The following is a 26,455-nucleotide window of genomic DNA, read 5'->3' as shown; positions in this document are numbered from 1 at the left end:
AATCCTACACTTGCGGCACACGAGGGGAGGGGTGGGGTGCGCGCGCAAGCGGGGTCCACGCTGTTTGTCTGGCTGCTGCCGCTGGCCGGGCTGCTCGGTGCCGTGCTGCAACTGCAGCAGCGCGCCCTGTGGCCGCTCGCGGTTTATGCGGGCCTGGCGGCGGGCGCACTGGCCGCTGCCGCCGCCGGCCGGCGCAGCGTCGCGCTGGCCGCGACCGCCGCCATCGTGGTTGGCTTCGGCCTCACCGGTGCCCACGCGGTGCTGCGCCTGGCGGATCGGCTGCCGCCACAGCTCGAAGGGCAGGACCTGAGCGTGACCGGCCTGATCGCCGGCCTGCCGCAGCGCCTTTCCGCCGGCCAGCGCTTTCGCTTCGAGGTGGAGCAGGCCGAACTGGCCGCTCGCCCGGTCGCGCTGCCCCGCACGCTGCTGCTGTCCTGGTATGCAAGCCGCTTCGCCGACGGCACCCGCGAGCCGGTGCCGTCCGAGGCGCAGCCCCCGCTCAAGGCCGGTCAGCGCTGGCGCCTGACGGTGCGGCTCAAGCAGCCGCACGGCAGCTTCAATCCCGAGGGTTTCGACCACGAGCTGTGGCTGTTCGAGCAGGGTGTCGGTGCGACCGGCCATGTGCGCGAGGCGCGGCCCGCGCCCGAGCTGCTCGATGCGGCGGCAGCGCTGCCGCTGCAGCGGGCCCGGCAGCGGGTGCGCGACCGCATCGAGGCCGAGGTCGACGAGCCGCGTGCAGCGGGCGTGCTCGCAGCCCTGGTGGTGGGCGACCAGGCGGCCATCGCGCGCGAGGACTGGCAGGTCTTCCGCAGCACCGGCGTGGCCCACCTGATGGCGATCAGCGGCCTGCACGTGACGATGTTCGCCTGGCTCGCCTCGGCCGCGGTGCAGCGCGCCTGGCGCTGGGGCGGGCAGCTGATGCTGTGGCTGCCGGCGCCCCACGCGGCACGCTGGAGCGGTCTGCTGCTGGCGGCGGCGTATGCCTTGTTCTCGGGCTGGGGCGTGCCGGCGCAGCGCACGGTCTGGATGCTCGCCGTGGTGCAGCTGGTGGCCGCCTCGGGGCGGCGCTGGCCCTGGCCGCTGGTGCTGCTGTGGGCGGCCGCGGTGGTCGCGTTGTTCGATCCCTGGGCCTTGCTGCAGCCAGGCTTCTGGTTGTCCTTCTCGGCGGTCGCCTTGCTGATGGCGTCCGAGCGGCGCGGCATGCCCGGCCGGGCCTGGGCGCCGGGGCGCTGGTCGGTGCGGCGCCTGGCGCGCGGGCTGTGGTCCCTGGCTTCCGGGGGACTGCGCACGCAGGTCCTGGCGACCCTTGGGCTGGCGCCGCTGAGCCTCTTGTTTTTCCAGCAGCTGTCGGTGGTCGGCCTGCTGGCCAATCTGGTGGCGATCCCGGTCCTGACCCTGGTGGTGACCCCGCTCGCGATGCTGGCCGTGCTGTGCGCGCCGCTCTGGGGCGCGGCCGCCTGGTCGCTGCACCGCTTGTTCGGCTTCCTGGAGGCGCTGGCGGGCTGGCCGCAGGCGGTGTGGGCGGTGGCGGCGGCGCCCGCCTGGGCCGCGGTGGCAGGGCTGGTCGGCGCCTTGGTGCTGGTGCTGCCGCTGCCGCAGCGGCTCAGGCTGCTGGGCCTGCCGCTGCTGCTGCCGCTGCTGATGCCCGGCATTCCCCGGCCCGCGCCCGGCAGCTTCGACCTCATCGTGCCGGACGTGGGGCAGGGCGGCGCGGTGATCGTGCGCACCGCCCACCGCACCCTGCTGTACGACGCGGGTCCGCACTATGGCGGCGAGGCCGACGCCGGCGAACGGGTGTTGCTGCCGCTGCTGCAGGCGCTCGGCGAGCGGGCGCCTGATCGGCTGGTGCTCTCGCACCGCGACAACGATCATGCCGGCGGCCTGCCGGCCCTGCTCCGGGCCTACCCGGGCATGGAGCTGTGGAGCTCGCTCGAGCCGGATCACCCGATGCGCGAGCAGGCGGCGCGTCATGTCGATTGCCAGGCCGGGCAGCACTGGGAGTGGGACGGCGTGCGCTTTGAGATGCTGCACCCGCAGCCCGGCGATCGGGCGCCGCCGCTGCAGCCCAACCAGGTGTCCTGCGTGCTGAAGATCAGCGGCGCCGGGTACAGCGCCTTGCTGACCGGTGACATCGAGCGCGGCCAGGAGACCTTGCTGGTGGCCTGGCAGCGCGAGGCCCTGCGGGCCGATCTGCTGCTGGCGCCCCACCATGGCAGCAAGACGTCCAGCACGGCCGCCTTTCTCGACGCCGTGCAGCCCCGCACGGCGGTGTTCCAGGCCGGCTACCGCAATCGTTTCGGCCACCCGGCTGCGGCGGTGCTGGCGCGCTACCAGGTGCGCGGCATCGAGCGCATCACCAGCGCCCAGTGCGGCGCCTACCGCTGGGCCGAGGGCCGCGGCCAGTGCGAGCGTGACCGCCGGCGCCGTTACTGGCACCATCGGGGCAGCAGTGGCGATGTGGAATGAAGCAGGGCGCGGGCCGGCCCGCTGCCCTTGTCGGCCCCCGGGTGCAAGGCCTGCTTCTTGCATGACGGCCGTCCGGAGAGTGAAACGATGAGACCCAGCTTCAACGAGATGCATGCCGGCGACGGTGCCGTGCGCGACCATTACCGCACCTATGACCGCTGGCTGGCGCGCCAGAGCGACGACACCATGCGGTCGCGGCGCGAGGAAGCCGAGATGATCTTCCGCCGCGTCGGCATCACCTTCGCGGTCTACGGTGCCAAGGACGAGGACGGCTCCGGCACCGAACGGCTGATCCCCTTCGACCTGATTCCCCGCATCATCCCGGCCCAGGAATGGCGCGAGATGGAGCGCGGCCTGACCCAGCGCGTGACGGCACTGAACCGCTTCATCCACGACATCTACCACGACCAGGAGATCATCAAGGCCGGGCTGATCCCGCCCGACCAGGTGTTCGGCAATGCGCAGTTCCGCCCCGAGATGCTGGGCGTGGACGTGCCCTGCAAGGTCTACGCGCACATTGCCGGCATCGACATCGTGCGCGCCGGCAACACCGACGGCAGTGGCACGTATTACGTGCTGGAGGACAACCTGCGCGTGCCCAGCGGCGTCAGCTACATGCTGGAGAACCGCAAGATGACGATGCGGCTGTTCCCCGAGCTGTTCAGCGAGCACCGCATCGCCCCGGTCGACCACTACCCCGACCTGCTGCTCGACAGCCTGAGGGCGGTCGCGCCGGCCGGCGTCAACGAGCCCACGGTGGTGGTCTTGACGCCCGGCATGTACAACTCGGCCTATTTCGAACACGCCTTTCTGGCGCAGCAGATGGGGGTCGAGCTGGTCGAGGGCCAGGACCTGTTCGTCAAGGACAACTTCATCTACATGCGCACCACGCAGGGACCGAAGCGGGTGGACGTGATCTACCGCCGGGTCGACGACGACTTCCTCGACCCGCTGGCCTTCCGGCCCGACTCCTCGCTCGGCTGCGCGGGGCTGCTGAGTGTCTACCGGGCCGGCAACGTGACCCTGTCCAACGCGATCGGCACCGGCATTGCGGACGACAAGTCCATCTATCCCTATGTGCCGAAGATGATCGAGTTCTACCTCGGCGAGCAGCCGGTGCTCAACAACGTGCCCACCTACCTCTGTCGGGAGCCGCAGGACCTCGCCTATGTGCTGGACCACCTGAGCGAGCTGGTGGTCAAGGAGGTGCACGGCGCGGGCGGCTACGGCATGCTGGTCGGCCCGGCCGCCACGCGCCAGGAGATCGAGGACTTCCGCGCCCGGCTGGTGGCCGATCCGTCGCGCTACATTGCCCAGCCGACCCTCGCGCTCTCCAGTTGCCCCACGTATGTGGAAAGCGGCATCGCGCCGCGCCACATCGACCTGCGCCCCTTCGTGCTGAGCAGCCAGAGCGTGCAGATGGTGCCCGGCGGGCTGACCCGGGTGGCGCTCAAGGAAGGCTCGCTGGTCGTCAACAGCAGCCAGGGCGGCGGGACCAAGGACACCTGGGTGCTAGAGGCTTGAAGAGATGCTGTCGAGGACTGCCGACCACTTGTTCTGGATGGCGCGCTACATGGAGCGCGCCGAAAACACCGCGCGCATGCTGGACGTCAACTACCAGACCAGCCTGCTGCCGCAATCCGCCGGCGTGGCCGAGCTGGGCTGGAAGGGCCTGCTGAGCATCTCGGAGCTGAGCCTGGACTTCGCGCGCCGCTACGACACCGTCTCGGCCCGCAATGTGATGGACTACATGGTGCGCGACGGCAGCAACCCGTCGAGCATCGCCGCCTGCCTGCGCGCCGCGCGCGAGAACGCGCGGGCCGTGCGCGGCACGCTGACCACCGAGGTCTGGGAGACCCAGAACCAGACCTGGCTGGAGTTCAATCGTCTGCTCGGCACAGGCCGGCTGCAGCGCGACCCGGCTCAGTTTTTCGAGTGGGTCAAGTTCCGCTCGCACCTCTCGCGCGGTGTCACCCTGGGCACGATGCTGCAGGACGAGGCCTTCCACTTCCTGCGCATCGGCACCTTCCTGGAACGTGCCGACAACACCGCCCGGCTGCTGGACGTGAAGTTCCATGCCGTGCAGAGCGAGTTTTTCGGTGCCGCCAGCCAGAAGGACCTCGAGTACGACTTCTATCACTGGTCGGCCATCCTGCGCTCGGTCTCGGGCTTCGAGGTCTACCGCAAGGTCTACCGCAACGTGATCCGTCCCGAGAAGGTGGCCGAGCTGCTGATCCTGCGGCCCGACATGCCGCGCTCGCTCGCCGCCTGCCTCAACGAGGTGGTGCTGAACCTGCGTGATGTCGCCAACGAGCAGTCGCACGAGACCTTGCGCCGCGCCGGGCGGCTGCGGGCCGACCTGCAGTACGGCAGCATCGAGGAGATCCTGGCGACCGGTCTGCACGCCTTCCTGACCCAGTTCCTCGATCGCGTGAACGATCTGGGCGCCGGCATCAGCCGCGACTTCCTGGTCCCGGTGAGCGGCTGAAGGCGAGGGCTTTGCGACGATGCGCCTGCAGATCCAGCACGCCACCCACTACGAATACGCCACGGAGATCCAGCATGGCGTGCAGGCCTACTGCCTGACCCCGGCCTCCTCGCCGCACCAGACGGTGGTGCACTGGCAGGTGCATGCGCCGGCGCCCGTGTTCGCCTCGGTGGACGGCTACGGCAACCACACCCACACCTGCAGCTTGCCGCCGCGACTGCGCAAGGGCACGGTGCGGGCGCAGGGCGTGGTCGAGACGTTTGCCTGCGCCGAGCTGGCCGATCTGCCGGGCCAGCCCTCACCCTGGCTCTACCTGCGCCCGACCCCGCTGGCCGAGCCGCACCGGCGGGTCGCCGCCTTTGCAGCACCCCACCTCGACGCCGGCCTCGCGCCCGACAACCTGATCGCGCTGGCGCGTGCGGTGTGCGAGCAGGTGAGCTACCGGCCGGGCCACACCGACGTGCAGACCACCGCCCTGGAAGCCTTCGACTGGGGCAAGGGCGTCTGCCAGGACCAGGCGCATGTTTTTATCGCCGCTTGCCGCGCCCACCGCGTGCCGGCCCGTTATGTCAGCGGCTACTTCCACGCCCCGGATGCGCCCGAACTCGCCAGCCATGCCTGGGTTGACGTCTGCGTGGACATTGAGGCGCGCCGCTGGCTGAGCGTGGACGTGACACACGCCTGCCTGATGGACGAGCGCCACGTGCGCCTGGCGGCGGGGCCGGACTACGCCGCCTGCCCGCCCGTCAAGGGCATACGCCATGGCGGCGGCGAGGAGACCATGCAGGTGCATATCGACATCCAGCGGCTGTGAGCGCCGCAGCGCTCCCGCTCAGGCCTTCAGCGCGCCCTGAGCGCCGGTAACCGCGAGCCGGTACAGTGCCGCGACCAGGTCGGAGGGCGTGACGATGCCCTGCAGGCGGCCCTCGTCGTCGACCACCGGCAGGGGGTGCAAGCCGCCCTCGGTCATGGCTTCCACCACCTCGGGCAGCGGCGCTTCCGGCCCGACCGTCAGCGGCGATGTGCGCATCAGCCGCCGCACGGTGACCGGGCCGCCGTCGACGCCCTCGGCGGTGCCGACACGGCGCAGGAAACGTCGCCAGTTGGCGCCGGCGCTGTCCTGCTCGCGCCAGTCGACGCCGGTGAAAAAGTCGCCCCCGGACAACAGGCCGACCACCCGGCGTTCGGCGTCGACGACCGGCAGGGCGCGCACCTGGTGGTGCCGCAGCAGCGCCCAGGCCTGGGCCGGCGATGTGTCCGGTCCGATGGCGACCACATCGCGCGACATCAGCTCGGCACAGGTCGGCACCCCGGGGTGCCGCAGCAAGGCCTGCTGTTCGACACCGGCGATCAGTGCCTGCAGATCGTCCTCGGCAATGTCGACCAGTTCGGGGCGCCGGCGCAGTGCCTCGCGCACGTCCTCCTCGCGGATGCCGACGCGCTCGCTCGGCGTGGGGTCCGCCGTGTGGTGGGGCGACTCCGCGGCAGGCGTGCGCGCGGGGTGCGGGTAGCGGTGTCCGGTGAGCCGGTGGTAGAGCAGGGCCGCCAGCACCAGCAGCAGCGAGCTCAGCCCCACTGGCCACCACACGAAAGCATAACCCTGCGCCTTGATGGCCGGCGCCCCGACCACCGACAGCAGGGCCACGGCGCCGCCGGGCGGGTGCAGGCAGCGCGCCAGGAACATCAGACCGATGGCGCAGCCGACCGCCAGGGGCGCCGCGAACAGCGGGTCGCCGACCCAGCGGGCGCAGCTCACACCGACCAGCGCTGACATCGTGTTGCCGCCGAACACGGACCAGGGCTGGGCCAGCGGACTCGAAGGCACCGCGAACAAAAGCACCGCCGAGGCGCCCAGAGGGGCGATCAGCAGCGGGAGTTGTGCCGATGGGTCGACCGTGGCGCGTGCGATCAGGCCGGTCAGCAGCAGACCGAGCAAGGCGCCAAAGCAGGCGCGCAGGCGTTCCACCGGGCTGGCGTGGAAGGGAGGAGGCAGAAGGGCATGGAGAGACTGGAGCCAGTGCAAGGTCAACGTCCCGTCTTGGGGCAAAAAGCACCAATTATTCGCATTGCACCAGCGTGAGGCGCTGTCTCTGTGCATATTGGTGCCTAATGCGGGCCCTCCCGCCGCGGTTTGACGGGCAAGGCCCACGCCCCGGGGGGACCGGAAGCTGGCGAAAGACCGGCGTTTTCGCCCGTGGCCGGGCTGCCTTCAGGGCAGGGCCGGGGCCAGGCTGCGTGCCTGTTGCAGCGCCGCGACCGAGCGGCCCAGCTCGATGACGGCCATTGCGTAGTAACTCGACCAGTTGTAGCGCGTGATGGCGTAGAAGTTGGCGGTGCCGGCGACGAAGCTGGGCGCGGCTTCGCCGTTCTGCAGCTCGACCAGCGCCAGCTTGCCGGTGTAGGCGCGGCCCTCGGGCGAGAGGCCCGCGCCCTGGGCGGCGAACTGCTCGGCCGTGAAGCTGGGCAGGATGTCGGGCGCGAGCAGCACGGCGCGGTCACGCAGGTCGACCGGCGCGGCCACCTCGAAGTGGGTGGGCTGGCCGCGCTGCCAGCCGAACTCCGACAGATAGTGGGCCACGCTGCCGATCACGTCGGGCGCGCTGGCGTGCAGGTCGATACGTCCGTCGCCGTCGAAGTCCACGGCGTAGCGGTTCCAGCTGCTGGGCATGAACTGGGGCATGCCCATGGCGCCGGCATAGGAGCCACGCGGCGCGACCGGGTCCAGCCCCTCGCTGCGGCACAACACCAGGAACTGCTCCAGCTCCTCTCGGAAAAAGGCGCTGCGGTCGCGGCGGCCGGCGGGGAAGTCGAAGCTCAGGGTCGCCAGTGCGTCCAGCACCCGGAAGTTGCCCATGTGCTGACCGTAGATGGTCTCGACGCCGACGATGCCGACCACGACATCGGCCGGCACGCCGTACATCTCCTCCGCTTGTCGCAGCCAGCGCTCGTTGGCTTGCCAGAAGGCGAGGCCCGCGCGGATGCGCCGCGGCTCGACGAAACGCGAGCGGTAGGCGGTCCAGTTTTTCGCGCTGCCGGCCGCCGACGGCATGATGAAACGCGCCACCGCAGGGATGTAGCGCGACCGCGACAAGGTGTCGCGCACCCAGCCGGCGTCGAGCCCTCGGCGCTGCGCCATCTCGTCGGCCAGCGTCATCACGTCGGCCCGGCCGCCGTAGGTCACGACGTCGGGTGCCTCGGCGGCGGCCGGTGCCGGCGGGGGGGTGGTGTTTTGAGCCGGTGCGGGCCGGGCGGCCAGTGCCAGCGCAGTGGCGAGCAGGGCAGCCGGCAGGCCGGGGCGCGCGCGGCGCAGGAAGGGCAGCAAGGTCGGTTCAGGCATGGTCCAGTCGTGCAAGGGCACGCTTCAGATCGCGCGCCAGGGAGCGCGAGAGTGTAGAGCCGGAAGCCGCAGCGCCGCCCGATGCCCGGCCATAGCGCTCGGCCTCCATGCCGAGCAGCAGCTCGGCCACCGCCCGGGCCGGCTCACCCCAGCGCTGCAGCGCCAGTCCTGCCAGCTCGCGCGGCGGGACATGGCCGGCCGAGGGCAGGCCGGCGGCGGCGAGTTGCTGCTGCACGCGGTGGTAGGCGCGCAGCCAGGGGTCCTGCCGACTGCGCTCCCAGCGTGTCCAGCCGGCGCCAAGCACCGAGGCCAGGACCAGCAGCCCGAGCAGCAGCTTGGCCAGGTCGCTCCAGTCGGGCGACTCGAAGCCGGCACGCCTGAGCAGGTCCAGCTGCTCGCTGCGCGAATAGTTGAGCACCCGCTGGTTCCAGGCGTTGTTGAGGGCATCCAGGCGGTGCTGCAGGCCACGCCAGAAGGTTGAATCCTCGGTGCCCAGCACACTGGCGACAAAACCGGGCGGCGCGCGCAGACGGGTCGAACGCTGTACCCGTTCCGGGGCCACCGCCGCGGTCGGGTCGGCGCGTATCCAGCCCGCGCCCTCCTGCCAGTACTCGACCCAGGCATGGGCCTGGCTGTTGGTGACAAGAAAGTAGCCGTCCACCGGGTTGAGCTCGCCACCCTGGTAGCCGGTGACGATACGTGCCGGCACGTCGAGGGCCCGCATCACCACCGTGAAGGCGGCCGCGAAATGCTCGCAGAAGCCCTGCCGGCGGTCGAGCCAGAACTCGTCGACCGCGTGGCGGCCTTGTTCGTCGCCGTAGGCGCCCGGTGCCAGGGTGTAGACGTAGTTCTCGCGCCGCACATGCTGCAGCACCGCGTCGGCCAAGCGGCGGGCGTCTGCCTGGGCGAGGCCCGGCTCGCGGCGCAGCGCGGCGGCCCAGGCCAGGGTGCGGGGGTTGTAGCCGGGTGGCAGCCGCAGGTAGTCGTGCAGCCCCTGCACCGCGCGCTGCGGGCCGTGCCGGAAGGCCGGATAGGCGGTCGCGCGGAAACGCTCGCGCTCCACGAGCGGGCGGCCCAGGGACCATTCCAGACTCGCCGCCATGCGCGGGCGGGGGCCCGGGTCCGGCTCCACCTCGGCGGTGGCTTCGAGCGCGGGCAGCACCGGGACGCGGGTGGGCTCCACGGTCATTTCGTAGCCTATGCCCGGGCCTTGCACCTGCAGCTCCGCGCTGATCTGCTGCGACGGGCTCCGGTAGACGTCCCTGAGCGGCCGCCACTCCAGCCCGTCGAAGGCCGCCAGCACCGGGCCCCGGAAGTAGAGCTGCTCGGCAGGCGGCACCGGTCCGTCGAAGCGGATCCGCAGCGCCACGCTGTCGTCGAGCGCCAGTTCGGCCAGGGCGCCCATGCGCATCTGCTGGGACAGGCCAGTGCCTGCGCTGTCGGCGTCCTGGGGCAGCTTCCACAAGGGCCCGAAGCGGGGAAACAACACGAACAGCGCCACCATCACCGGCGCGCCGAACAGGCACATGCGGGCCGACAGGCGGCCGGCGCTCGCCAGGCTTGGCTGGCCGACCGGCATGTGGGCCAGCACCAGGGCGCTCAGGAGACCCCAGACCGCGACCACCATGGCCAACGCGATCAGGATGGACTGCGAGTACAGGAAGTGCGTCAGCACCAGGAAAAAGCCGAGGAAAAACACCACGAAGGCGTCGCGCCGCGCGCGCAGCTCGAGGGTCTTGAGCACCATCAGCACGACCACCATCGTGACGCCGGCCTCCTTGCCCAGCAGGGTGCGGTAGCTCATCAGCGTCGCGCCCACCGAGACGGCCAGCAAGGCGCCGACCACCCAGCGGCCGGGCAGGGCCCGGGCGCCGAGGGCCAGCCAGCCCCGCCACAGCAGCACCGCGGCCGCCAGCATCGAGCACCACCCCGGCAGGCGCGGCAGGTGAGGCGCGATGACCCAGCCGATGACAGCCAGCAGGAACAGGGTGTCGCGCGTCTCGCGCGGCAGGTGCCTGAGATTGGACCAGCGCTCGTGCAGCGCTGCCCGGGGGGCGGCGGGGGCGGTGCGTGGGGCGGGCATGGGTCTTTCGGGGCGTGTCGGGGGCAGTGGTGGGCGGGTAACGGGGCAGGGCGGCAGGCAGGTTTCGGCGGCCCCGGCGCTCAGGCGTACAAGGCCAGCTGTTCGAGGCAGCGGCGCCGGTGCGCCTCGCCATGGTCGGGCGCGATGTCGTGACCGGGCAGGCGCAGTCCGTAGGCCATGCCCAGCCGGTCGGCGCTCAGCACCCAGGCCGTCAGGCGCGACAGGCGCCGTTCCAGGTCGGCGCCGCCGGTGAGCTGGTAGTCGATCCAGAGTTCCTGGCGGGCTGCGGCCGAGGTGTCGCGGCTGACCATCTCGTCGCTCTTGGCGACCTTCTTCCAGACCACCAGCTTCAAGGGATCGCCGCGCCGGTAGGCCCGCACACCCTCGGTCTCGCCGCCCTGGCTGTGCCGTGCGTTGACCGGTCCGCCCGGCATGGGCTGAGCGCCGGGCAGCGGGGGCGCCTGCATCTCGGGGGCGGGGTAGACGAGCAGTTCGGCGGCCGGCCGCCAGATGGCCCAGACGCGGAAGATGCCGAGCGGAAAGCGCGTTTCGGCCGTCAGCGACGGGACCCGGTGGCGACCGCGCCGCTGGGGCTGGAAGGCCACATGGGCCAGCGCCTGTGACTCGGGCGGTACGTCGGTCCAGCTCCATCCGGATGCGGCGCTGCGGCGGTCCTCGCGCAGCACCCGCAGGCCGATGCCGTAACGCGGGCGGCGCGCGGCGCTGGTGAGGGTCACCTCGAGCATCGCGGCATCCCCGCAGAACACCGGTGCGGGCTGCTTCAGATGCAGCGTGAGGCCGCGCAGGGTACCGTGGGTCAGGTACATGCCGGCGATGCCCGCGCCGGCCAGCAGGAAGGTCAGCAGGTACCCCAGGTTGAGCCGGTAGTTGATCGAAGCGAGCAGCAGCACCAGCAAGGTCAGTGCGAACATCAGGCCCGGCCGGGTGGGCAGGATATAGACGTTGCCCTGGGTCAGCAGCAAGGTGTCGGAGACTGGCAGCCGGCCTTGCAGCCAGGCGCGCAGGCGCGAGCGCAGCCGCTGCAGCGGACCGGGCCGGAATGCCCCGGTCGCTGGCTGTCTGGCCGCCGCAGTGGCTTTCATCGCGGTGTGCTCAGGGCAGGGGTACCGCCTCGATCATCGCGCGCACCTGCTCCAGCCGCCCGCGGCCGCTGCTGGCGACCGGCACCAGACGGTGCGCCACCGCCTGCGGCAGGATGGCCTGGATGTCGTCGGGGGCGACGTAGTTGCGCTGGGCCAGCAAGGCGCGCGCCTTGGCCGCACGCAGCAGTGCGATACCGGCACGCGGGCTGAGTCCCTCGACGAACCAGCGTCCGGACCGGGTGGCGGCGATGAGGTCCTGCAGGTAATCGAGCAGCGCGTCGGCCGCGTGCACCTGCAGCACCGCCTGCTGCGCCGCGAGCAGCTCGGCCGGGCTCATCACCGCGCCCAGCTGCTCGATGGTTTTGCGGCGGTCGGTGCCCGACAGCAGCTGGCGCTCGGATGCACGGTCGGGGTAGCCCAGCGTGATGCAGATCAGGAAGCGGTCGAGCTGGGACTCGGGCAGCGGATAGGTGCCCAGCTGGTCGCTGGGATTCTGTGTCGCGATCACGAAAAACGGTGTCGGCAGAGGGCGGGTCTCACCCTCGGTCGTGACCTGGTGTTCTTCCATTGCTTCGAGCAGCGCGCTCTGCGTCTTCGGGCCAGCGCGGTTGATCTCGTCGGCCAGCAGGACCTGGGCGAACACCGGGCCGGGGTGGAAGACGAAGGCCTCGCGGCCGCGCTCGTAGATGCTCACGCCGACCAGGTCGGAGGGCATCAGGTCGGCGGTGAACTGCACCCGCGAGAAGCGCAGCCCGAGCGACACGGCCAGGGCGTGGGCCAGCGTGGTCTTGCCCACGCCGGGCACGTCCTCGATCAGCAGGTGGCCGCCCGCGAGCAGGCAGGCGACGCTGTCTTCCACTTGCTGCTGTTTGCCAACGATGATCGTGTTAATCTGGCCCAACAGCCGTCGAAGCTGCTCATGCAAGGTGCTGCTCATGGACCGCACCATACCTGAAATCACAATCGGAACACGGGGACAAGTTCACAATGGCGACCGGCTATTTCAGCCATCCCGATTGCCACCGTCATCACATGGGGGCAGGCCACCCCGAGTGCCCGGAACGGCTGGACGCGATCGACGATTTCCTGCTGGCCAGCGGCCTGGACGTGGCCCTCGAGAAGCGCGAGGCGCCCCAGGTCTCGCTGCGTGACGTCGAGCTGGCGCATCACACCCGCTATGTGGCTCACCTGAGGGACATGGCCGAGCAGGTGAAGGCCACCGGCGAGCGCCGTGCCCTGGACCCCGACACCGTGCTGTGCGAGCACACCTGGGCCGCGGCGCTGCGCTCGGCCGGCGCGGCGGTGGCCGCCACCGATGCGGTGCTCGACCGCCGCCTCGAGAACGCCTTTTGCGCGGTGCGCCCGCCGGGCCACCATGCGACACGCGACCAGGCGATGGGCTTCTGCTTTTTCAACAACGTCGCCATCGCGGCCCGGCATGCCCTGGACGTGCGCGGCCTGCGCCGCGTGGCGGTGGTCGACTTCGACGTGCACCACGGCAACGGCACCGAGGACATCCTCGCCGGCGACGACCGGGTGCTGATGGTCAGCTTCTTCCAGCACCCGCTCTATCCCTACAGCGGCACCGAGCCGGCCGGCGACAACATGGTGAACCTGCCAGTGCCGCCCTACACCAAGGGCATGGAGATCCGCGAGCTGATCGAGGCGATCTGGATGCCTCGGCTGGAGCGCTTCAAGCCCGAGATGATTTTCGTCTCGGCCGGCTTCGATGCGCACCGGGAAGACGATCTGGGCCAGCTGGGGCTGGTCGAGGCCGACTACGAATGGATCACCCGCCGCATCAAGGACGTGGCCGACCGCCATGCCAAGGGCCGTATCGTCTCCTGCCTCGAAGGCGGCTACAGTTTGAGTGCCCTGGCGCGCAGCGTCGCGGCCCACGTGCGGGTGCTGGCGGGAGTGTGAGCCGGCGTCCGTGAACTCGAACGCCCGACTTTCCTGTTCATGTCCACACCTCTGCTTGCGTCCCTGTCGGCCGCCCTGCCGGCCTCCGCTGTCCCGCCCTCGGCTTCCACCACGGCCGAGCTCAAGCGCCTGATTCTGTCGCTCACGCATGCCACCGCCTTGCTGGAACTGGCTGTGCTGGCGGCCTGCCTGTCGCTGGCCTTCGGCCTGACGCGCGGGCTGCGTGCCCGACTGGGCGCCGGCCGCCTGCCGGTCTGGCTGGGCGAGCGCGGCTGGGACGGCGTGCTGTTCCCGGTGCTTGCGCTGGTGCTCGCGCTGGTGGCGCGGCCGGCACTCGCGCTCTGGATGCCGATCGCGGTGTTCCGGCTGGCGGTCCCGGTGCTGGTGTCGCTCGTGGTGATCCGGGTCAGCGTGCGTGTGCTGCGCGTGGCCTTCCCTCAGTCCACCCTGGTGGGCGTGGTCGAGCGCTCGATCTCCTGGGTGGCCTGGGCCGGCATGGTGCTGTGGGTGACCGGTCTGCTGCCGCTGCTGATGCAGGAGCTCGATCAGATCGGCTGGAAGATCGGCTCGGCGCGCGTGTCCCTGCGCAACCTGATCGAAGGTGTGCTGAGCGCGGTGGTCGTGATGGTGGTGGCTTTGTGGGTGTCCTCGGCGATCGAAGGCCGGCTGCTCAAGGGCGCGACCCACAACCTCTCCCTGCGCAAGATTGCCGCCAACGCGACCCGTGCCCTGTTGCTGCTGGTCGGCCTGCTGCTGGCCCTGTCGGCCGCCGGGATCGACCTGACGGTGTTGTCGGTCTTCGGCGGTGCCATCGGCGTCGGCCTGGGTTTCGGCTTGCAAAAGCTGGCCTCCAACTATGTCAGTGGTTTCGTGATCCTGGCCGAGCGCAGCCTGCGCATCGGCGACCTCGTCAAGGTCGACAACTTCGAGGGCCGCATCGTCGACATCAACACCCGCTTCACCGTGATCCGCAATGGCAACGGCCGCGAGGCGCTGGTGCCCAACGAAGTGCTGATCACGCAGCGGGTCGAAAACGCCTCGCGTGTGGATCCGACCTTGCAATTGACCAGCGTCTTCCAGATCGCCTACGGCAGCGACTTCGCGCTGCTGCGCGAGCGCCTGGCGGCCGCCCTCGCGCGGGTGCCCCGCGTGATGGCGACGCCGGCGCCCACGATAGAGCTGAGCAACTTCACGCCCGACGGCTTGGAGGTCACGGTGCAGTTCTGGGTGGGTGACCCTGGCAATGGGCAGTCCAATGTTCGGTCGGCCGTGAACGAGACCGTCCTCGCGGTGCTTGCGGAGACCGGGGTGGAGATGGCTTGCCCACGGCGGCTGGTGCAGGGTCTGCCGCTCGGCGCCGGGCCCCGCTACGACGGCACGCCCCAGGACCTGGCGCGGGCCGCCTGAGCGGGCCCTGCCAGCACGGTCCCGGGCACGCGGCCCGCCTCAGACCCCGGAGGCGAACAGCTGCGCCGCGCGCCGGCTGATCTCTTCCGGGCTCACGTCCTCGATGTGGGTGGCGATGCTCCACTTGTGGCCGTAGGGGTCGGTGATCTTGCCGCAGCGGTCACCGTAGAACTGGTTGGCGGCCGGCATCGTGACGGTGGCGCCAGCGTCCACCGCGCGCTGCATGACGACATCGACATCGTCGACGTAGAGCATCAGCGTGGTGCCTGAATCGCCGATCGTCGTCGGACTGCGCGCGGGCCACTGGTCGGTCTCGTCGTGCAGCATCACGATCGCGCCGTTGATCGTGATCTCGGCATGCGAGATCAGCCCGTCGGGCGAGGGCATGCGCAGGGTCTCGACCGCGCCGAAGGCCTTCTTGTAGAACTCGATGGCGCCGGCGGCGCCGCGGATGGTGAGGTAGGGCGTGACGGCGGTGTAGCCGTCAGGGATGGGTTTGACGGGTTGCGACATGGAAGCTCCCTCCGGGCGAAGGCAAAGGAAGAGCGAACCACCGGCCCGGGACAGCGGCTGCGCCTTGCGAATACTGTATGGATGTACAGCATATTCAGTCGCCCGGCAGCCGGCAAGAAGAACTTTCAGGGGCCGCGCCCGAACCGACGAACGGCATCCCGTGCGTCGTCTGCCGCCCCCGTTCCCGCCTGAAGAGGCCAAAAGAAAACGGAGGCCCGCGGCCTCCGTTCTCGGCCCCGGTGCCGGCCCAAGCCGCCCGGGTCAGGTTGCGTCGCCTCAGGCGGTCGCGACCGGGATCTTGCCGATCCGGGCCTGCCACTCCTTGGGCCCCGTGATGTGGGCCGAGGTGCCGCCGGCGTCGACGGCCACGGTGACCGGCATGTCCTGGACTTCGAACTCGTAGATCGCTTCCATGCCGAGGTCTTCGAAACCCACCACCTTCGCGCCCTTGATGGCCTTGGAGACCAGGTAGGCGGCCCCGCCCACGGCCATCAGGTAGGCACTCTTGTGCTTCTGGATCGCCTCGATCGCGACCGGGCCGCGCTCGGCCTTGCCGATCATCGCGATCAGACCGGTCTTCGCCAGCATCATCTCGGTGAACTTGTCCATCCGGGTGGCGGTGGTCGGACCGGCAGGGCCCATCACCTCGTCGCGCACCGGATCGACCGGGCCGACGTAGTAGATGACGCGGTTGGTGAAGTCCACCGGCAGCGACTCGCCCTTGGCCAGCATGTCCTGGATGCGCTTGTGCGCGGCATCGCGGCCGGTCAGCATCTTGCCGCTCAGCAGCAGGGTGTCCCCGGGCTTCCAGCTCGCCACGTCCTCGCGGGTCAGGCTGTCGAGGTTGACCTTGCGCGACTTGTTGTAGTCGGGCGCCCAGGACACGTCGGGCCACAGGTCGAGGCTGGGCGGCTCGAGGTAGGCCGGGCCCGAGCCATCGAGCACGAAGTGGGCGTGGCGGGTGGCTGCGCAGTTGGGAATCATCGCGACCGGCTTGGACGCGGCGTGCGTCGGGTAGGTCTTGATCTTGATGTCGAGCACGGTGGTGAGGCCGCCCAGGCCTTGCGCGCCGATGCCCAGTGCATTGACCTTCTCGTAGAGTTCCAGGCGCAGTTCCTCGAGCTTGTTCTGTGGGCCGCGCTGCTGGAGCTCGTACATGTCGATGTCTTCCATCAGCGACTCCTTGGCCAGCAGCATCGCCTTCTCGGCGGTGCCGCCGATGCCGATGCCCAGCATGCCGGGCGGGCACCAGCCGGCGCCCATCGTCGGCACCGTCTTGAGCACCCAGTCGACCAGCGAATCGCTCGGGTTCATCATCACGAACTTGGACTTGTTCTCCGAACCGCCGCCCTTGGCCGCGACGGTGACGTCCACCGTATGGCCGGGCACCACTTCCATGTGGATGACCGCGGGCGTGTTGTCCTTGGTGTTCTTGCGCTCGAAGTGCGGGTCGGCCAGCACCGAGGCGCGCAGCTTGTTGTCGGGGTTCAGGTAGCCGCGCCGCACGCCCTCGTTGACCGCGTCGGCGATCGAGCCCGAGAAGCCCTCGAAGCGCACGTCCATGCCGATCTTCAGGAACACGTTGACGATGCCCGTGTCCTGGCAGATCGGGCGGCGCCCCTCGGCGCTCATCTTCGAGTTGGTCAGGATCTGCGCGATCGCGTCCTTGGCCGCCGGCGACTCCTCGCGCTCGTAGGCGCGCGCCAGATGCTGGATGTAGTCGGCCGGGTGGTAGTAGCTGATGTACTGGAGCGAGGCGGCGACGCTCTCGACCAGGTCGTCGTATTGGATCGTGGTGGTCATGGTGTCAGAGGGTCTCGGGCAAGCCCCGGATTATCTCTCGGGCTTGACAAGGCCACCGGCGCGGGATCCACGTACTTTTGCACGTCCGCGTGCGGAAGCGGGCCCTCGCCAGGCTGTGCGCGGTTTTCCGGACGCCTTGGCCCGCCGGTTCGACCTGGCTTTCCCTCAAGCGGGCGAGCTACGCTCCGAGGCGTTCCAGCAGCACGACGGCCGCGGCAAAGACGGGCGGCCCCAGCCCGGCAATGCCGAACAGAACCGCCTCGACGGTCCTGGCCCTGCGGCGCGGGGCAGGCGCCAGCCGGAAGGCGAGCAGGTTGAGCACGGCGGCCAGCAGCAGCAAGGCCGCAAGCCCTCCGATCCAGAGTATCGCCGCACCCAGCCCTGAAGCGATGCTGGCCATCGTTCGACCCCCGCCCTTGAACAGGTAGACCTCCGCATACCAGGTCCAAGCAGCGAGTGCCGCGATGCAGGCCCAGGACAGCAGGCGAAGCAGGGTGCTGGGGTTCATACCCTGGCGAGGCTCGAATGGACTTGTTTCAGTGCACGACCTGGGCGCCCACAACGCCATGCGCGGCGGCCGTACCGTCGGCGGCAAACGCCGGGAAAAAGGTCTTGGTTCTGTTGTCTTTACCATGTAAAAAGTGTAGACGGGTCCTTGAGTCCGACCGCTTTCCCCGTTAGAAAGTCCAAACCGCACCAAAAGACAGCAGGTGTGCGCCGGCTCGCGTGACCGCGGGTCGAAGCGCACTCCGCGGCCTATGGCGGGTTGCCGCGCCAGCCTGGCGCAAGGAGTGACGATGATTCTGAATCTCGGTTGTGGAGCACAGGTCTACGACAAGTGGACCAATGTTGACTACGCACTCGGTGCCCGGCTGGCCAAGCTGCCGCTGTTTCGTACCGTCAATGCGCGACTGAAGCTGTTCCGGGCCGACTGGGACGAGCGCATCGTGCTGCACGACCTGACCAAACCCTTCCCCTGGGCCGACAACAGCGCCGACGGCATCTACACCTCGCACACGCTGGAGCATCTCGCGCGCGAGGACGGACGGCGTTTCCTGCGGGAATGCCATCGTGTGCTGCGCCCGGGCGGCCTGATCCGGGTCCTGGTGCCCGACCTCCGGCTGCACGTCATGGCCTACCTCGACGGCAAGGTGCGCGCCGACGACTTCGTCGAGCGCCTGGACGTGCTGTACGACGACTACGGCGATCGCGGCCTCAAGCGCAAGCTCGCGCCCTTCGTCCAGTTTCCCCACAAATGCATGTACGACACCGAGTGCCTGGTCGGCGTCCTGCAGGACATCGGCTTCGACGCCTCGCCGCGCGCTCCCTTCGACAGCGGCATCCCTGACGTGCGTGAGGTCGAGCTGGAAGACCGCACCCGCGGCGCCGTGATCGTCGAAGGCGTCAAGCACTGAACGCCGGCTCTGCCAGCCCTGCCCGCGACGCTGCTCCGTCGCCCCTCCGCCGCCGCGCGACCTCGACGCGGCGGTGTGTGTCTTTCTGCCCGGCGGCATGGGGCTGACCCCACGATTGCGTCAGAATCGGGCCGAAGCCGTCGGCGCCCACCGGGCGTTGCCGCTCGCCGCTGCGTGGCAAGAAAGAGTAAGCCGATCGTAAGAGCGGGCCACTAAGGTGGCCGCCGCAAAACACGAGCCCCGTGGCAGGCCCGGCCAGCGTCTCTTCGAGGCGCTGGCGCGACAGACGTGTGCAGATTCATCCATTGCCCCGAAAGGAGACGGTCATGTCGACCCAAGAGCACGAGACCCGGATCTACCCGCCCCCTGAGCAGCTGGCCCGGACGGCGCACATCGCCGGGATGGACGCCTACCGCCGCTTGTGCGACGAGGCCGAGCGGGACTACGAAGGCTACTGGGCACGGCTGGCGCGCGAGTTCGTGGTCTGGAAGACGCCCTTCACCCAGGTGCTCGACCAGAGCCAGGCCCCCTTCTTCAGGTGGTTCGACGACGGCCGCCTCAACGTCTCCTACAACTGCCTGGACGTCAACGTCGAGAAGGGACTGGGCGACAAGACCGCCATCATCTTCGAGACCGACGACGGCCAGGTCAGCCGCATCAGCTACCAGAGCCTGTTGGAGCGTACCTGCCAGATGGCCAACGCGCTGCGCGAGATCGGCGTGAAGAAGGGCGACCGGGTGGTCATCTACATGCCGATGTCGGTCGAGGGGGTGGTGGCGATGCAAGCCTGTGCTCGCATCGGCGCTACCCACTCGGTGGTTTTCGGCGGCTTCTCGGCGCAAAGCCTGCGCGACCGTATCCAGGATGCCGGCGCCGTCGCCGTGATCACGGCCGACGAGCAGCTGCGCGGCGGCAAGCAGCTGCCGCTCAAGGCCATCGTCGACGAAGCGCTCGCCTCGAGTGGCTGCGACACCATCCGCAAGGTCATCGTCTACCGCCGCACCGGCGGACAAATAGCCTTCGATGCCTCTCGCGACGTCTGGATGCACGAGCTGACGGCGCGCCAGGCGACTCGCTGCGAGCCCGAGTGGGTCGAGGCGGAGCACCCGCTGTTCCTGCTCTACACCTCCGGGTCCACCGGCAAGCCCAAGGGCGTGCAGCACGCCAGCGGCGGCTACCTGCTGCATGCGGCGCTGACGACCAAGTGGACCTTCGACCTGAGGCCCGAGGACGTGTTCTGGTGCACCGCCGATATCGGCTGGGTCACCGGCCACACCTACATCGCCTATGGGCCGCTGGCCAACGGCGGCACCCAGGTGATGTTCGAGGGGGTGCCCACCTACCCGGACGCGGGCCGCTTCTGGAAGATGATCCAGGACCACAAGGTCAGCATCTTCTACACCGCCCCGACGGCGATCCGCTCGCTGATCAAGGCGGCCGAGGCGACCCCGAGCGTGCACCCGAGAAACTACGATCTGGCTTCACTGCGTCTGCTCGGATCGGTGGGTGAACCGATCAACCCGGCGGCCTGGGAGTGGTATCACCAACACGTCGGCGGCGGCCGCTGCCCCATCGTCGACACTTTCTGGCAGACCGAGACCGGCGGTCACATGATCACGCCTCTGCCCGGCGCGACGCCGCTGGTGCCCGGCTCCTGCGCGCTCCCTTTTCCCGGCATCGATGCCGCGGTGGTCGACGAGACCGGCAAGGACGTGCCCTGGGGGCAGGGTGGCATCCTGGTCGTGAAAAAACCCTGGCCCTCGATGATCCGCACCATCTACGGTGACCCGGAGCGCTTCAAGAAGAGCTACTACCCGGCTGACTTCCAGGGCAAGTACTACCTCGCCGGCGACGGCGCGGTACGCGACGCCAAGACCGGCTACTTCACCATCACCGGCCGCATCGACGACGTGCTCAACGTCTCGGGGCATCGCATGGGCACGATGGAGATCGAGTCGGCCCTGGTGTCCCACACCGAGCTGGTGGCCGAAGCCGCCGTGGTGGGCCGGCCCGACGACACCACCGGCGAGGCGGTCTGCGCCTTCGTCGTCCTCAAGCGGCCACGCCCTACGGGCGAGGAGGCCAAGCGCATCGCCAAGGAGCTGCGCGACTGGGTCGGCAAGGAGATCGGCCCGATCGCCAAGCCCAAGGACATCCGCTTCGGCGACAACCTGCCCAAGACCCGCTCCGGCAAGATCATGCGCCGGCTGCTGCGTTCCATCGCCAAAGGCGAGCAGATCACGCAGGACACTTCCACGCTGGAGAACCCGGCCATTCTCGAGCAGCTGTCCCAGGCCAACTGAGCCTGGAGCGCCAGGCCCCTACGCTGCTGCAGCGCAGGCGGGGCCCGGTGGCCCGGGCGGCCACCGGGGCTGACAGGTTTAGACTTCGCCGCCTGACTCTGCAGCAGGCGATGTCTTCCTTGCCCTCCCCCCCTTCGGCCCTGATCGATTTCACGAACCCGCATGGCGGCGCAGCCCTGCGCGGCTGTTTCGAGCAGCCGCGCGAGGTGCTCGTGGCCCGGCAGCCCGGGGAGGTGGTGCCGGTCGTCGACGCCGCCTGGCAGCAATCATTGGCCGGGCGCTGGTGTGTCGGCTACCTGCGCTACGAGGCGGCGCCGGCCTTCGAGCCGCGCGCCGAGGTGCACCCGGCGGCCGGACCGCTCGCCTGGTTCGCGGTGTTCGACAGGATGCTGCCGTGGCCGGCCCTCGCCGACAGCGACCCCGGCTACGCGCCGATGGACTGGCGCGCCACCATCGATGCGGCGCGTTTCGCGCAGGACATTGAACGCATCCACGCGGCGATCGCTGCCGGCGAGGTCTACCAGGTCAACCACACCACCCGCCTGCACAGCCGCTTCGAAGGCTCGCCCCGGGCGCTGTTCGAGGCCTTGCGGCGCGCGCAGCCTCAGGGTTACCTCGGCTGGATCGACACCGGCGAGGGGCAGTTGCTGTCGCTGTCGCCCGAGCTGTTTTTCGACTGGCGGGACGGCCGCATCCTGTCGCGCCCGATGAAGGGCACCGCACCGCGCGGCCGCACGCCGGGCGAGGACGAGGCGGCCTCACGGCACCTGCTCAGTTCGGAAAAGGAGCGCGCCGAGAACCTGATGATCGTCGACCTGATCCGCAACGACCTGTCGCGCATCGCCGAGCCTTTCAGCGTGCGGGTGCCGCGGCTCTTCCACACCGAGGCCTGGCCCACGGTCTGGCAGATGACCTCGGATGTCGAGGCCCGCACCCGAGCGGGCGTCGGGCTGTCCGAGGTGTTCCGTGCACTGTTTCCCTGCGGCTCGGTCACGGGCGCTCCCAAGCTGCGCGCGATGCACTGGATCCGCGCGCTCGAGGACGAGCCGCGCGGCGTCTACTGTGGAGCGGTCGGCGTGCTGAGTCCGGGCGGTGCCGCGACCTTCAACGTGGCGATCCGCACGCTGGAGCTGAGCCCGGGCGGCGCGGCCGTGTGCGGCGTCGGCAGCGGCATCACGGCCGACGCGACGGCCGAGGCCGAGCACCGCGAGTGGCGGGTCAAGCAGCGTTTCCTCGACCGTGCGGCACGGCCCTTCGAATTGCTGGAGACGCTCAGGCTGGAGCAGGGGCAATGGCAGCGGCTGGAGCGCCATGCGGCCCGCCTGCAGCGGGCCGCCCGGCATTTCGGCTACCGCTTCGACCCCGTGGCGCTGCACCAGGCAACCGACGACCTGCAGCGTGTCCATCCGGAGGGCGTCTGGCGCGTGCGCCTGTTGCTCGGCCCCGAGGGCCGCGTGCAGGCCGAGGCCTGGCCTCTGGCGGCCACGCCCGGCAGGCAGCGCGTGCGGCTGGCCGGGCGCGCCATCGATGCCGGCAGCGAGTTCGTGCGCTTCAAGACCACCCGCCGCGAGGCCTACGAGGCACTGGCGTCGAGCGAGCCGGGCGTGTTCGACACCCTGCTGTGGAACGAGCAGGGCCAGCTGACCGAGTTCACCCGCGGCAACGTGGCGCTGCGCCTGGACGGCCGCTGGCTTACGCCGGCGCTGTCCTGCGGGCTGCTGGACGGCATCGTGCGCGAGGAACTGATCGAGCAGGGGCGGATCACCGAGGCCGTGTTGACGCCGGACGACCTGGAGCGTGCCGAGGGCCTGGCCTTTTTCAACAGCCTGCGCGGCTGGATCGAGGTGGAACTGCAGTGAGGCCCGCCTCGGGCCCATGAAGCAAAAACCCGCCGCGGCAGCCGGGCCAGGGCGGGTCGTGCAGGGACCTCAGGCGCGCCCGGCTCCCGAGGAGCCGGCGCGCGGCAGCTTCACTTCTGCGTCAGGATCCACTTCACCAGCGTCTTGGCGTCGGCGTCGCTGACCTGCGCATTGGCCGGCATCGGCACCGGGCCCCAGACGCCGGCGCCACCCTTGATGACCTTCTGCGCCAGCTTGTCCACCGCGTCTTTCTGGCCGGCGTACTTGGCCGCCACGTCCTTGAAGGACGGCCCGACCAGCTTCTTGTCGACGGCATGGCAGGCCATGCAGTTTTTCTGCTGGGCCAGTTGCTGGCTGGCGTAGGCCGGGGCGGCGAGGGTCGCGCTCAATGCGGCAACGAGAGCGAGGGTGTGTTTCATTGCTTCCTTTCGATGCGACGTGGGGAATCGCGGCAAGGTGGTTTACATTTTGTTCAACGCATTCTATTCGGCGCGGTTGACTGGTTCGTGCAGCGAAAACAGTCCTCACCCTGAGGAAAAAGTCATGTGGTTTGTGGTTCTGGGCCTGTTCCTGATCCTGATGAAGTGGGCTGAGTTCGGCCCGGTCGGCGCCTGGTCGTGGTGGATCGTGCTGGCGCCGTTCGTCTGCGCCATCGCGTGGTGGCTGTGGGCCGACTTGACTGGCTACACCAAGCGGCGCGAGGTGGACAAGATGGAAGCGCGCAAGCAGGAGCGCCGCCGCAAGAACCTCGAAGCGTTGGGCATGGGGCCTCGCAAGCGCCGTTGAACCCGGGCATGCCGTTCAGCGCCGCGAGAGGCCGGCGCATCTGCGTGTCTCTGCGGGGACGACCATGAGCGAGAGGCGCATCTTCGTCATCGGCGGCTACGGATTTTTCGGGCGGCGGCTGGTGGCTACTGCCGCCGGGCTTGCTGCCACTGGAGGACTTCAAGCAGCAGGCGCGCGGCCTGAATATCACGATGAAAGAGGTGAGGGCATGAAGACTGCCGTCTCCCTGTATGCCGCCGTGCTGGGGCCCGGCTTCAACCGGCTGGCCCCGGCGCTGCGCGATTTCCACGCGCTGCAGGGGCGCGTGAGCCTGAGCGGCGAAGTGGTGGTGCGGCCGCCGGCGGGGCGGATGGCGGGCTGGCTGGCACGGTGCCTGGGCGCGCCGCGACGCCCGGCGAGCGGGCCGATTCGCTTCCTGCTGGAGGCCGGGCCGTCGGCCGAGGTGTGGACGCGCCACTTCCCCGGTCGCACGATGTCCTCGCGCCTGCGGCTCCAGGACGGTGCGCTGGTCGAGCGCCTGGGCGCGGCCGAGTTGCGCTTCGGCCTGGTCGAGCGGGACGGGCGGCTCGAGATGGAACTGCAGCGGATGCGCTTTTTCGGACTGCCCTGCCCGCGCTGGCTGAGGCCCCGGGTGCGCGCGATCGAGACCGGCGACGCGCGCCGCCTGCATTTCGACGTCTCGGCCTCGGTGCCCGGCCTCGGCCTGGTGGCGAGCTACCAGGGTTACCTGGACCTCGATTCCTGCCGGATGGAGCCCGCATGATCGTCGTTTTCGATGCGCACTGTCTGCTGTGCAGCGGCTGGGTGCAGTTCCTGGTGAAACACGACCGTGCCGGCCGGCTGCGTTTCGCATCGATGCAGGGCGACACCGGCCGGGCGCTGCTGCAGGCGGCCGGCCTGAGGGTGGACGCCGGGTTGGACACGCTGCTGGTGCTGGACGGCCAGCGCTCCTGGCAGCACACGGCCGCCATCCTGCGGGTGCTGCATGCGCTGGGCTGGCCGTGGCGGCTGGCCTGGGCCGGCTGGATCGTGCCGGCACCACTGCGCGACGCGCTCTACCGGGCCATCGCGCGGCGCCGCTACCGGCTGTTCGGGTGCAGCGATCGCTGCATGATGCCGCCGCCCGGGCAGGCGGGGCGTTTCCTGGACTAGGGCCCCGGGCGGCCGTGCCACCCGGGGTCCGCGCTCACTCGAACTTGTCGAGCACCGCACCCGAGCTGGCGCTCGAGGCGTTGCGCGCGAACTTGGCGAGCACGCCGCGGGTGTAGCGCGGTGCCGGCGCCTTCCATTCGCTGTGGCGGCGCGCCAGCTCTTGGTCGGACACGTTGAGCTGCAGGATCAGCTGGTGCGCGTCGATGGTGATGGAGTCGCCCTCCTTCACCAGCGCGATGGTGCCGCCCACCGCTGCTTCCGGCGCCACATGGCCGACCACCATGCCCCAGGTGCCGCCCGAGAAGCGGCCGTCGGTGATCAGGCCGACCGACTCGCCCAGGCCCTGGCCGATCAGCGCGCCGGTGGGCGCAAGCATCTCCGGCATGCCGGGGCCGCCCTTGGGGCCGAGGTAGCGCAGCACCATCACGTCGCCGGCCTTGATCTTGCCGGCCATGATCGCGGCCAGCGCCGACTGCTCGTCGTCGAACACGCGCGCCGGACCGGTGATGACGGGGTTCTTTAGGCCGGTGATCTTCGCCACGCAGCCCTCGGTGGCGAGGTTGCCGCGCAGGATTGCGAGGTGGCCTTCCTTGTAGAGCGCCTGCTCGATCGGACGGATCACATCCTGGTCGGCGCGCGGCGTGTCCGGCACGTCGGCGAGGTTCTCGGCCACGGTCTTGCCGGTGATGGTGATGCAGTCGCCGTGCAGCAGGCCGGCATTGAGCAGGATCTTCATGACCTGCGGGATGCCGCCGGCACGGTGCAGGTCCACCGCCAGGTACTTGCCCGAGGGCTTGAGGTCGCACAGCACCGGCACCTTCTTGCGCATGCGCTCGAAGTCGTCGATGGTCCATTCCACCTCGGCGGCGTGCGCGATCGCCAGGAAGTGCAGCACCGCGTTGGTGGAGCCGCCGGTGGCGAGGATCACCGCCACCGCGTTCTCGATCGCCTTGCGCGTGACGATGTCGCGCGGCTTCAGGTCCTGCTTGACCGCCTCGACCAGCACGCGGGCCGATTCCCTGGCCGACTCGAGCTTCTCGTCATGCGGGTTGGCCATGGTCGAGGAGTAGGGCAGGCTGATGCCCAGCGCCTCGAAGGCCGAGCTCATCGTGTTGGCCGTGTACATGCCGCCGCAGGAGCCGCTGCCCGGGATGGCGCGGCGCTCGATCTGGCAGAAGTCCTCCTCGCTCATCTTGCCGGCGGAGAACTGGCCCACCGCCTCGAACACGCTGACGATGTTGAGGTCCTGGCCCTTGTAGTGGCCCGGCAGGATGGTGCCGCCGTAGACGTAGATGGCCGGCACGTTGGCGCGCAGCATGCCCATCAGGCCGCCGGGCATGTTCTTGTCGCAGCCGCCGACCACCAGCACGCCGTCCATCCACTGGCCTTGCACGCAGGTTTCGACGCAGTCGGAGATCACCTCGCGCGAGACCAGCGAGAACTTCATGCCCTCGGTGCCCATCGCCATGCCGTCGCTGATGGTCGGGGTGCCGAAGATCTGCGCGTTGCCGCCCGCCTCGCGGATGCCCTCGACCGCGGCGTCGGCCAGCCGCTGCAGGCCGGAGTTGCAGGGCGTGATGGTCGAATGGCCGTTGGCCACGCCGATCATCGGCTTGCTGAAGTCCTCGCTCTGGTAGCCCAGCGCGTAGTACATCGAGCGGTTCGGCGCGCGCGCGACGCCTTCGGTGATGTTCTTGGAACGGCGGTTGAAGCTCATGTCGTCCTCGTCGGTGATGGGTCGTCGGCCCTGGGTCTTGGTCGTGGGGTGCGAAACCCGCAGTATGCGGCGGGCAGAGTCTCTGTTCCAATATATCTTT

General features: G+C 69.7%; 22 protein-coding genes. 12 read left to right on the top strand and 10 right to left on the bottom strand.

All coding sequences use genetic code 11. From position 1 onward, the window contains the following. Window positions 1-36 precede the first annotated feature (36 nt). The 4 genes from OOT46_RS10045 to OOT46_RS10030 all read left to right on the top strand — a co-directional run bounded on the left by OOT46_RS10045 (window position 37) and on the right by OOT46_RS10030 (window position 5,768). Window positions 37-2,466, top strand: a complete 2,430-nt coding sequence (locus tag OOT46_RS10045) for a DNA internalization-related competence protein ComEC/Rec2 (protein WP_265403467.1) — start codon at window positions 37-39, stop codon at window positions 2,464-2,466. Between the two features lie 87 nt (window positions 2,467-2,553). Continuing rightward, window positions 2,554-3,990 carry a circularly permuted type 2 ATP-grasp protein gene (locus OOT46_RS10040; RefSeq protein ID WP_265403466.1) on the top strand — a complete coding sequence of 479 codons (1,437 nt, stop codon included), beginning with the start codon at window positions 2,554-2,556 and terminating at the stop codon, window positions 3,988-3,990. A 4-nt stretch (window positions 3,991-3,994) separates the two neighbouring features. Next, a complete protein-coding gene (locus tag OOT46_RS10035) occupies window positions 3,995-4,954 on the top strand; it encodes an alpha-E domain-containing protein (protein ID WP_265403465.1) in 960 nt (319 codons plus the stop codon). 19 nt (window positions 4,955-4,973) lie between these two features. Further along, on the top strand, window positions 4,974-5,768 hold the full coding sequence (locus OOT46_RS10030) for a transglutaminase family protein (protein WP_265403464.1): 795 nt from the start codon (window positions 4,974-4,976) through the stop codon (window positions 5,766-5,768). Window positions 5,769-5,786: 18 nt separating this feature from the next. Here the strand turns inward: OOT46_RS10030 and OOT46_RS10025 are convergent, their stop codons facing one another. From OOT46_RS10025 to OOT46_RS10005, 5 genes are all read right to left on the bottom strand, one after another. Next, the gene (locus OOT46_RS10025; RefSeq protein ID WP_265403463.1) at window positions 5,787-6,977 is read right to left on the bottom strand and encodes an HPP family protein; all 1,191 of its coding nucleotides are present in this window, start codon (window positions 6,975-6,977) and stop codon (window positions 5,787-5,789) included. 186 nt (window positions 6,978-7,163) lie between these two features. Continuing rightward, the gene (mltB, locus tag OOT46_RS10020) at window positions 7,164-8,291 is read right to left on the bottom strand and encodes a lytic murein transglycosylase B (RefSeq protein ID WP_265403462.1); all 1,128 of its coding nucleotides are present in this window, start codon (window positions 8,289-8,291) and stop codon (window positions 7,164-7,166) included. Continuing rightward, complete coding sequence (locus OOT46_RS10015; RefSeq protein ID WP_265403461.1) at window positions 8,284-10,374, bottom strand: DUF3488 and transglutaminase-like domain-containing protein; 2,091 nt, start codon at window positions 10,372-10,374, stop codon at window positions 8,284-8,286. Before OOT46_RS10015 ends, mltB begins: the two co-directional genes overlap by 8 nt. 80 nt (window positions 10,375-10,454) lie before the next feature. After that, window positions 10,455-11,477: a DUF58 domain-containing protein gene (locus tag OOT46_RS10010; protein ID WP_265403460.1), complete on the bottom strand. Its 1,023-nt coding sequence runs from the start codon at window positions 11,475-11,477 to the stop codon at window positions 10,455-10,457. Window positions 11,478-11,487: 10 nt separating this feature from the next. Then, window positions 11,488-12,414, bottom strand: a complete 927-nt coding sequence (locus OOT46_RS10005; protein WP_265403459.1) for an AAA family ATPase — start codon at window positions 12,412-12,414, stop codon at window positions 11,488-11,490. A 50-nt stretch (window positions 12,415-12,464) separates the two neighbouring features. Here OOT46_RS10005 and OOT46_RS10000 point away from each other — a divergent pair, with 50 nt between their 5' ends. Beyond that, on the top strand, window positions 12,465-13,400 hold the full coding sequence (locus tag OOT46_RS10000) for a histone deacetylase family protein (protein WP_265403458.1): 936 nt from the start codon (window positions 12,465-12,467) through the stop codon (window positions 13,398-13,400). Window positions 13,401-13,439: 39 nt separating this feature from the next. After that, window positions 13,440-14,807 carry a mechanosensitive ion channel family protein gene (locus tag OOT46_RS09995; protein WP_265403457.1) on the top strand — a complete coding sequence of 456 codons (1,368 nt, stop codon included), beginning with the start codon at window positions 13,440-13,442 and terminating at the stop codon, window positions 14,805-14,807. Between the two features lie 39 nt (window positions 14,808-14,846). On the opposite strand, the gene OOT46_RS09990 is transcribed toward OOT46_RS09995, so the two are convergent. From OOT46_RS09990 to OOT46_RS09980, 3 genes are all read right to left on the bottom strand, one after another. Continuing rightward, on the bottom strand, window positions 14,847-15,320 hold the full coding sequence (locus OOT46_RS09990; protein WP_265403456.1) for a VOC family protein: 474 nt from the start codon (window positions 15,318-15,320) through the stop codon (window positions 14,847-14,849). A gap of 276 nt (window positions 15,321-15,596) precedes the next feature. Further along, entirely contained in the window at window positions 15,597-17,123 is a 1,527-nt protein-coding gene (locus OOT46_RS09985; protein WP_265403455.1) for a fumarate hydratase, read from the bottom strand. Window positions 17,124-17,301: 178 nt separating this feature from the next. Beyond that, window positions 17,302-17,631, bottom strand: a complete 330-nt coding sequence (locus OOT46_RS09980) for a hypothetical protein (protein ID WP_265403454.1) — start codon at window positions 17,629-17,631, stop codon at window positions 17,302-17,304. 289 nt (window positions 17,632-17,920) lie between these two features. Here OOT46_RS09980 and OOT46_RS09975 point away from each other — a divergent pair, with 289 nt between their 5' ends. The 3 genes from OOT46_RS09975 to pabB all read left to right on the top strand — a co-directional run bounded on the left by OOT46_RS09975 (window position 17,921) and on the right by pabB (window position 22,700). Continuing rightward, entirely contained in the window at window positions 17,921-18,538 is a 618-nt protein-coding gene (locus OOT46_RS09975; protein ID WP_265403453.1) for a class I SAM-dependent methyltransferase, read from the top strand. Window positions 18,539-18,864: 326 nt separating this feature from the next. After that, a complete protein-coding gene (gene acs, locus OOT46_RS09970; RefSeq protein WP_265403452.1) occupies window positions 18,865-20,841 on the top strand; it encodes an acetate--CoA ligase in 1,977 nt (658 codons plus the stop codon). Window positions 20,842-20,951: 110 nt separating this feature from the next. Further along, window positions 20,952-22,700 carry an aminodeoxychorismate synthase component I gene (pabB, locus tag OOT46_RS09965; RefSeq protein ID WP_265403451.1) on the top strand — a complete coding sequence of 583 codons (1,749 nt, stop codon included), beginning with the start codon at window positions 20,952-20,954 and terminating at the stop codon, window positions 22,698-22,700. Between the two features lie 110 nt (window positions 22,701-22,810). Here pabB and OOT46_RS09960 read toward each other — a convergent pair whose 3' ends face one another. Then, complete coding sequence (locus tag OOT46_RS09960) at window positions 22,811-23,119, bottom strand: c-type cytochrome (protein WP_265403450.1); 309 nt, start codon at window positions 23,117-23,119, stop codon at window positions 22,811-22,813. Window positions 23,120-23,243: 124 nt separating this feature from the next. On the opposite strand from OOT46_RS09960, the gene OOT46_RS09955 reads away from it, so the two are divergent. The 3 genes from OOT46_RS09955 (at window position 23,244) to OOT46_RS09945 (ending at window position 24,638) form a co-directional block, all read left to right on the top strand. Further along, window positions 23,244-23,486, top strand: a complete 243-nt coding sequence (locus tag OOT46_RS09955) for a TIGR04438 family Trp-rich protein (RefSeq protein WP_265403449.1) — start codon at window positions 23,244-23,246, stop codon at window positions 23,484-23,486. A 208-nt stretch (window positions 23,487-23,694) separates the two neighbouring features. Next, complete coding sequence (locus tag OOT46_RS09950; RefSeq protein WP_265403448.1) at window positions 23,695-24,249, top strand: DUF4166 domain-containing protein; 555 nt, start codon at window positions 23,695-23,697, stop codon at window positions 24,247-24,249. Continuing rightward, window positions 24,246-24,638, top strand: coding sequence for a thiol-disulfide oxidoreductase DCC family protein (locus tag OOT46_RS09945; RefSeq protein ID WP_265403447.1), 393 nt, complete (start codon window positions 24,246-24,248; stop codon window positions 24,636-24,638). Before OOT46_RS09950 ends, OOT46_RS09945 begins: the two co-directional genes overlap by 4 nt. 34 nt (window positions 24,639-24,672) lie before the next feature. Here the strand turns inward: OOT46_RS09945 and ilvD are convergent, their stop codons facing one another. Then, window positions 24,673-26,355, bottom strand: coding sequence for a dihydroxy-acid dehydratase (gene ilvD / locus OOT46_RS09940; protein ID WP_265403446.1), 1,683 nt, complete (start codon window positions 26,353-26,355; stop codon window positions 24,673-24,675). Between the last annotated feature and the right edge of the window lie 100 nt (window positions 26,356-26,455).

The sequence above is a fragment of the Aquabacterium sp. A7-Y genome (assembly GCF_026153205.1).
Classification (GTDB): domain Bacteria; phylum Pseudomonadota; class Gammaproteobacteria; order Burkholderiales; family Burkholderiaceae_C; genus Caldimonas.
The sequence above is the reverse complement of the archived record's forward strand: the minus strand, read 5'-3'. Positions and strand labels throughout refer to the sequence as shown.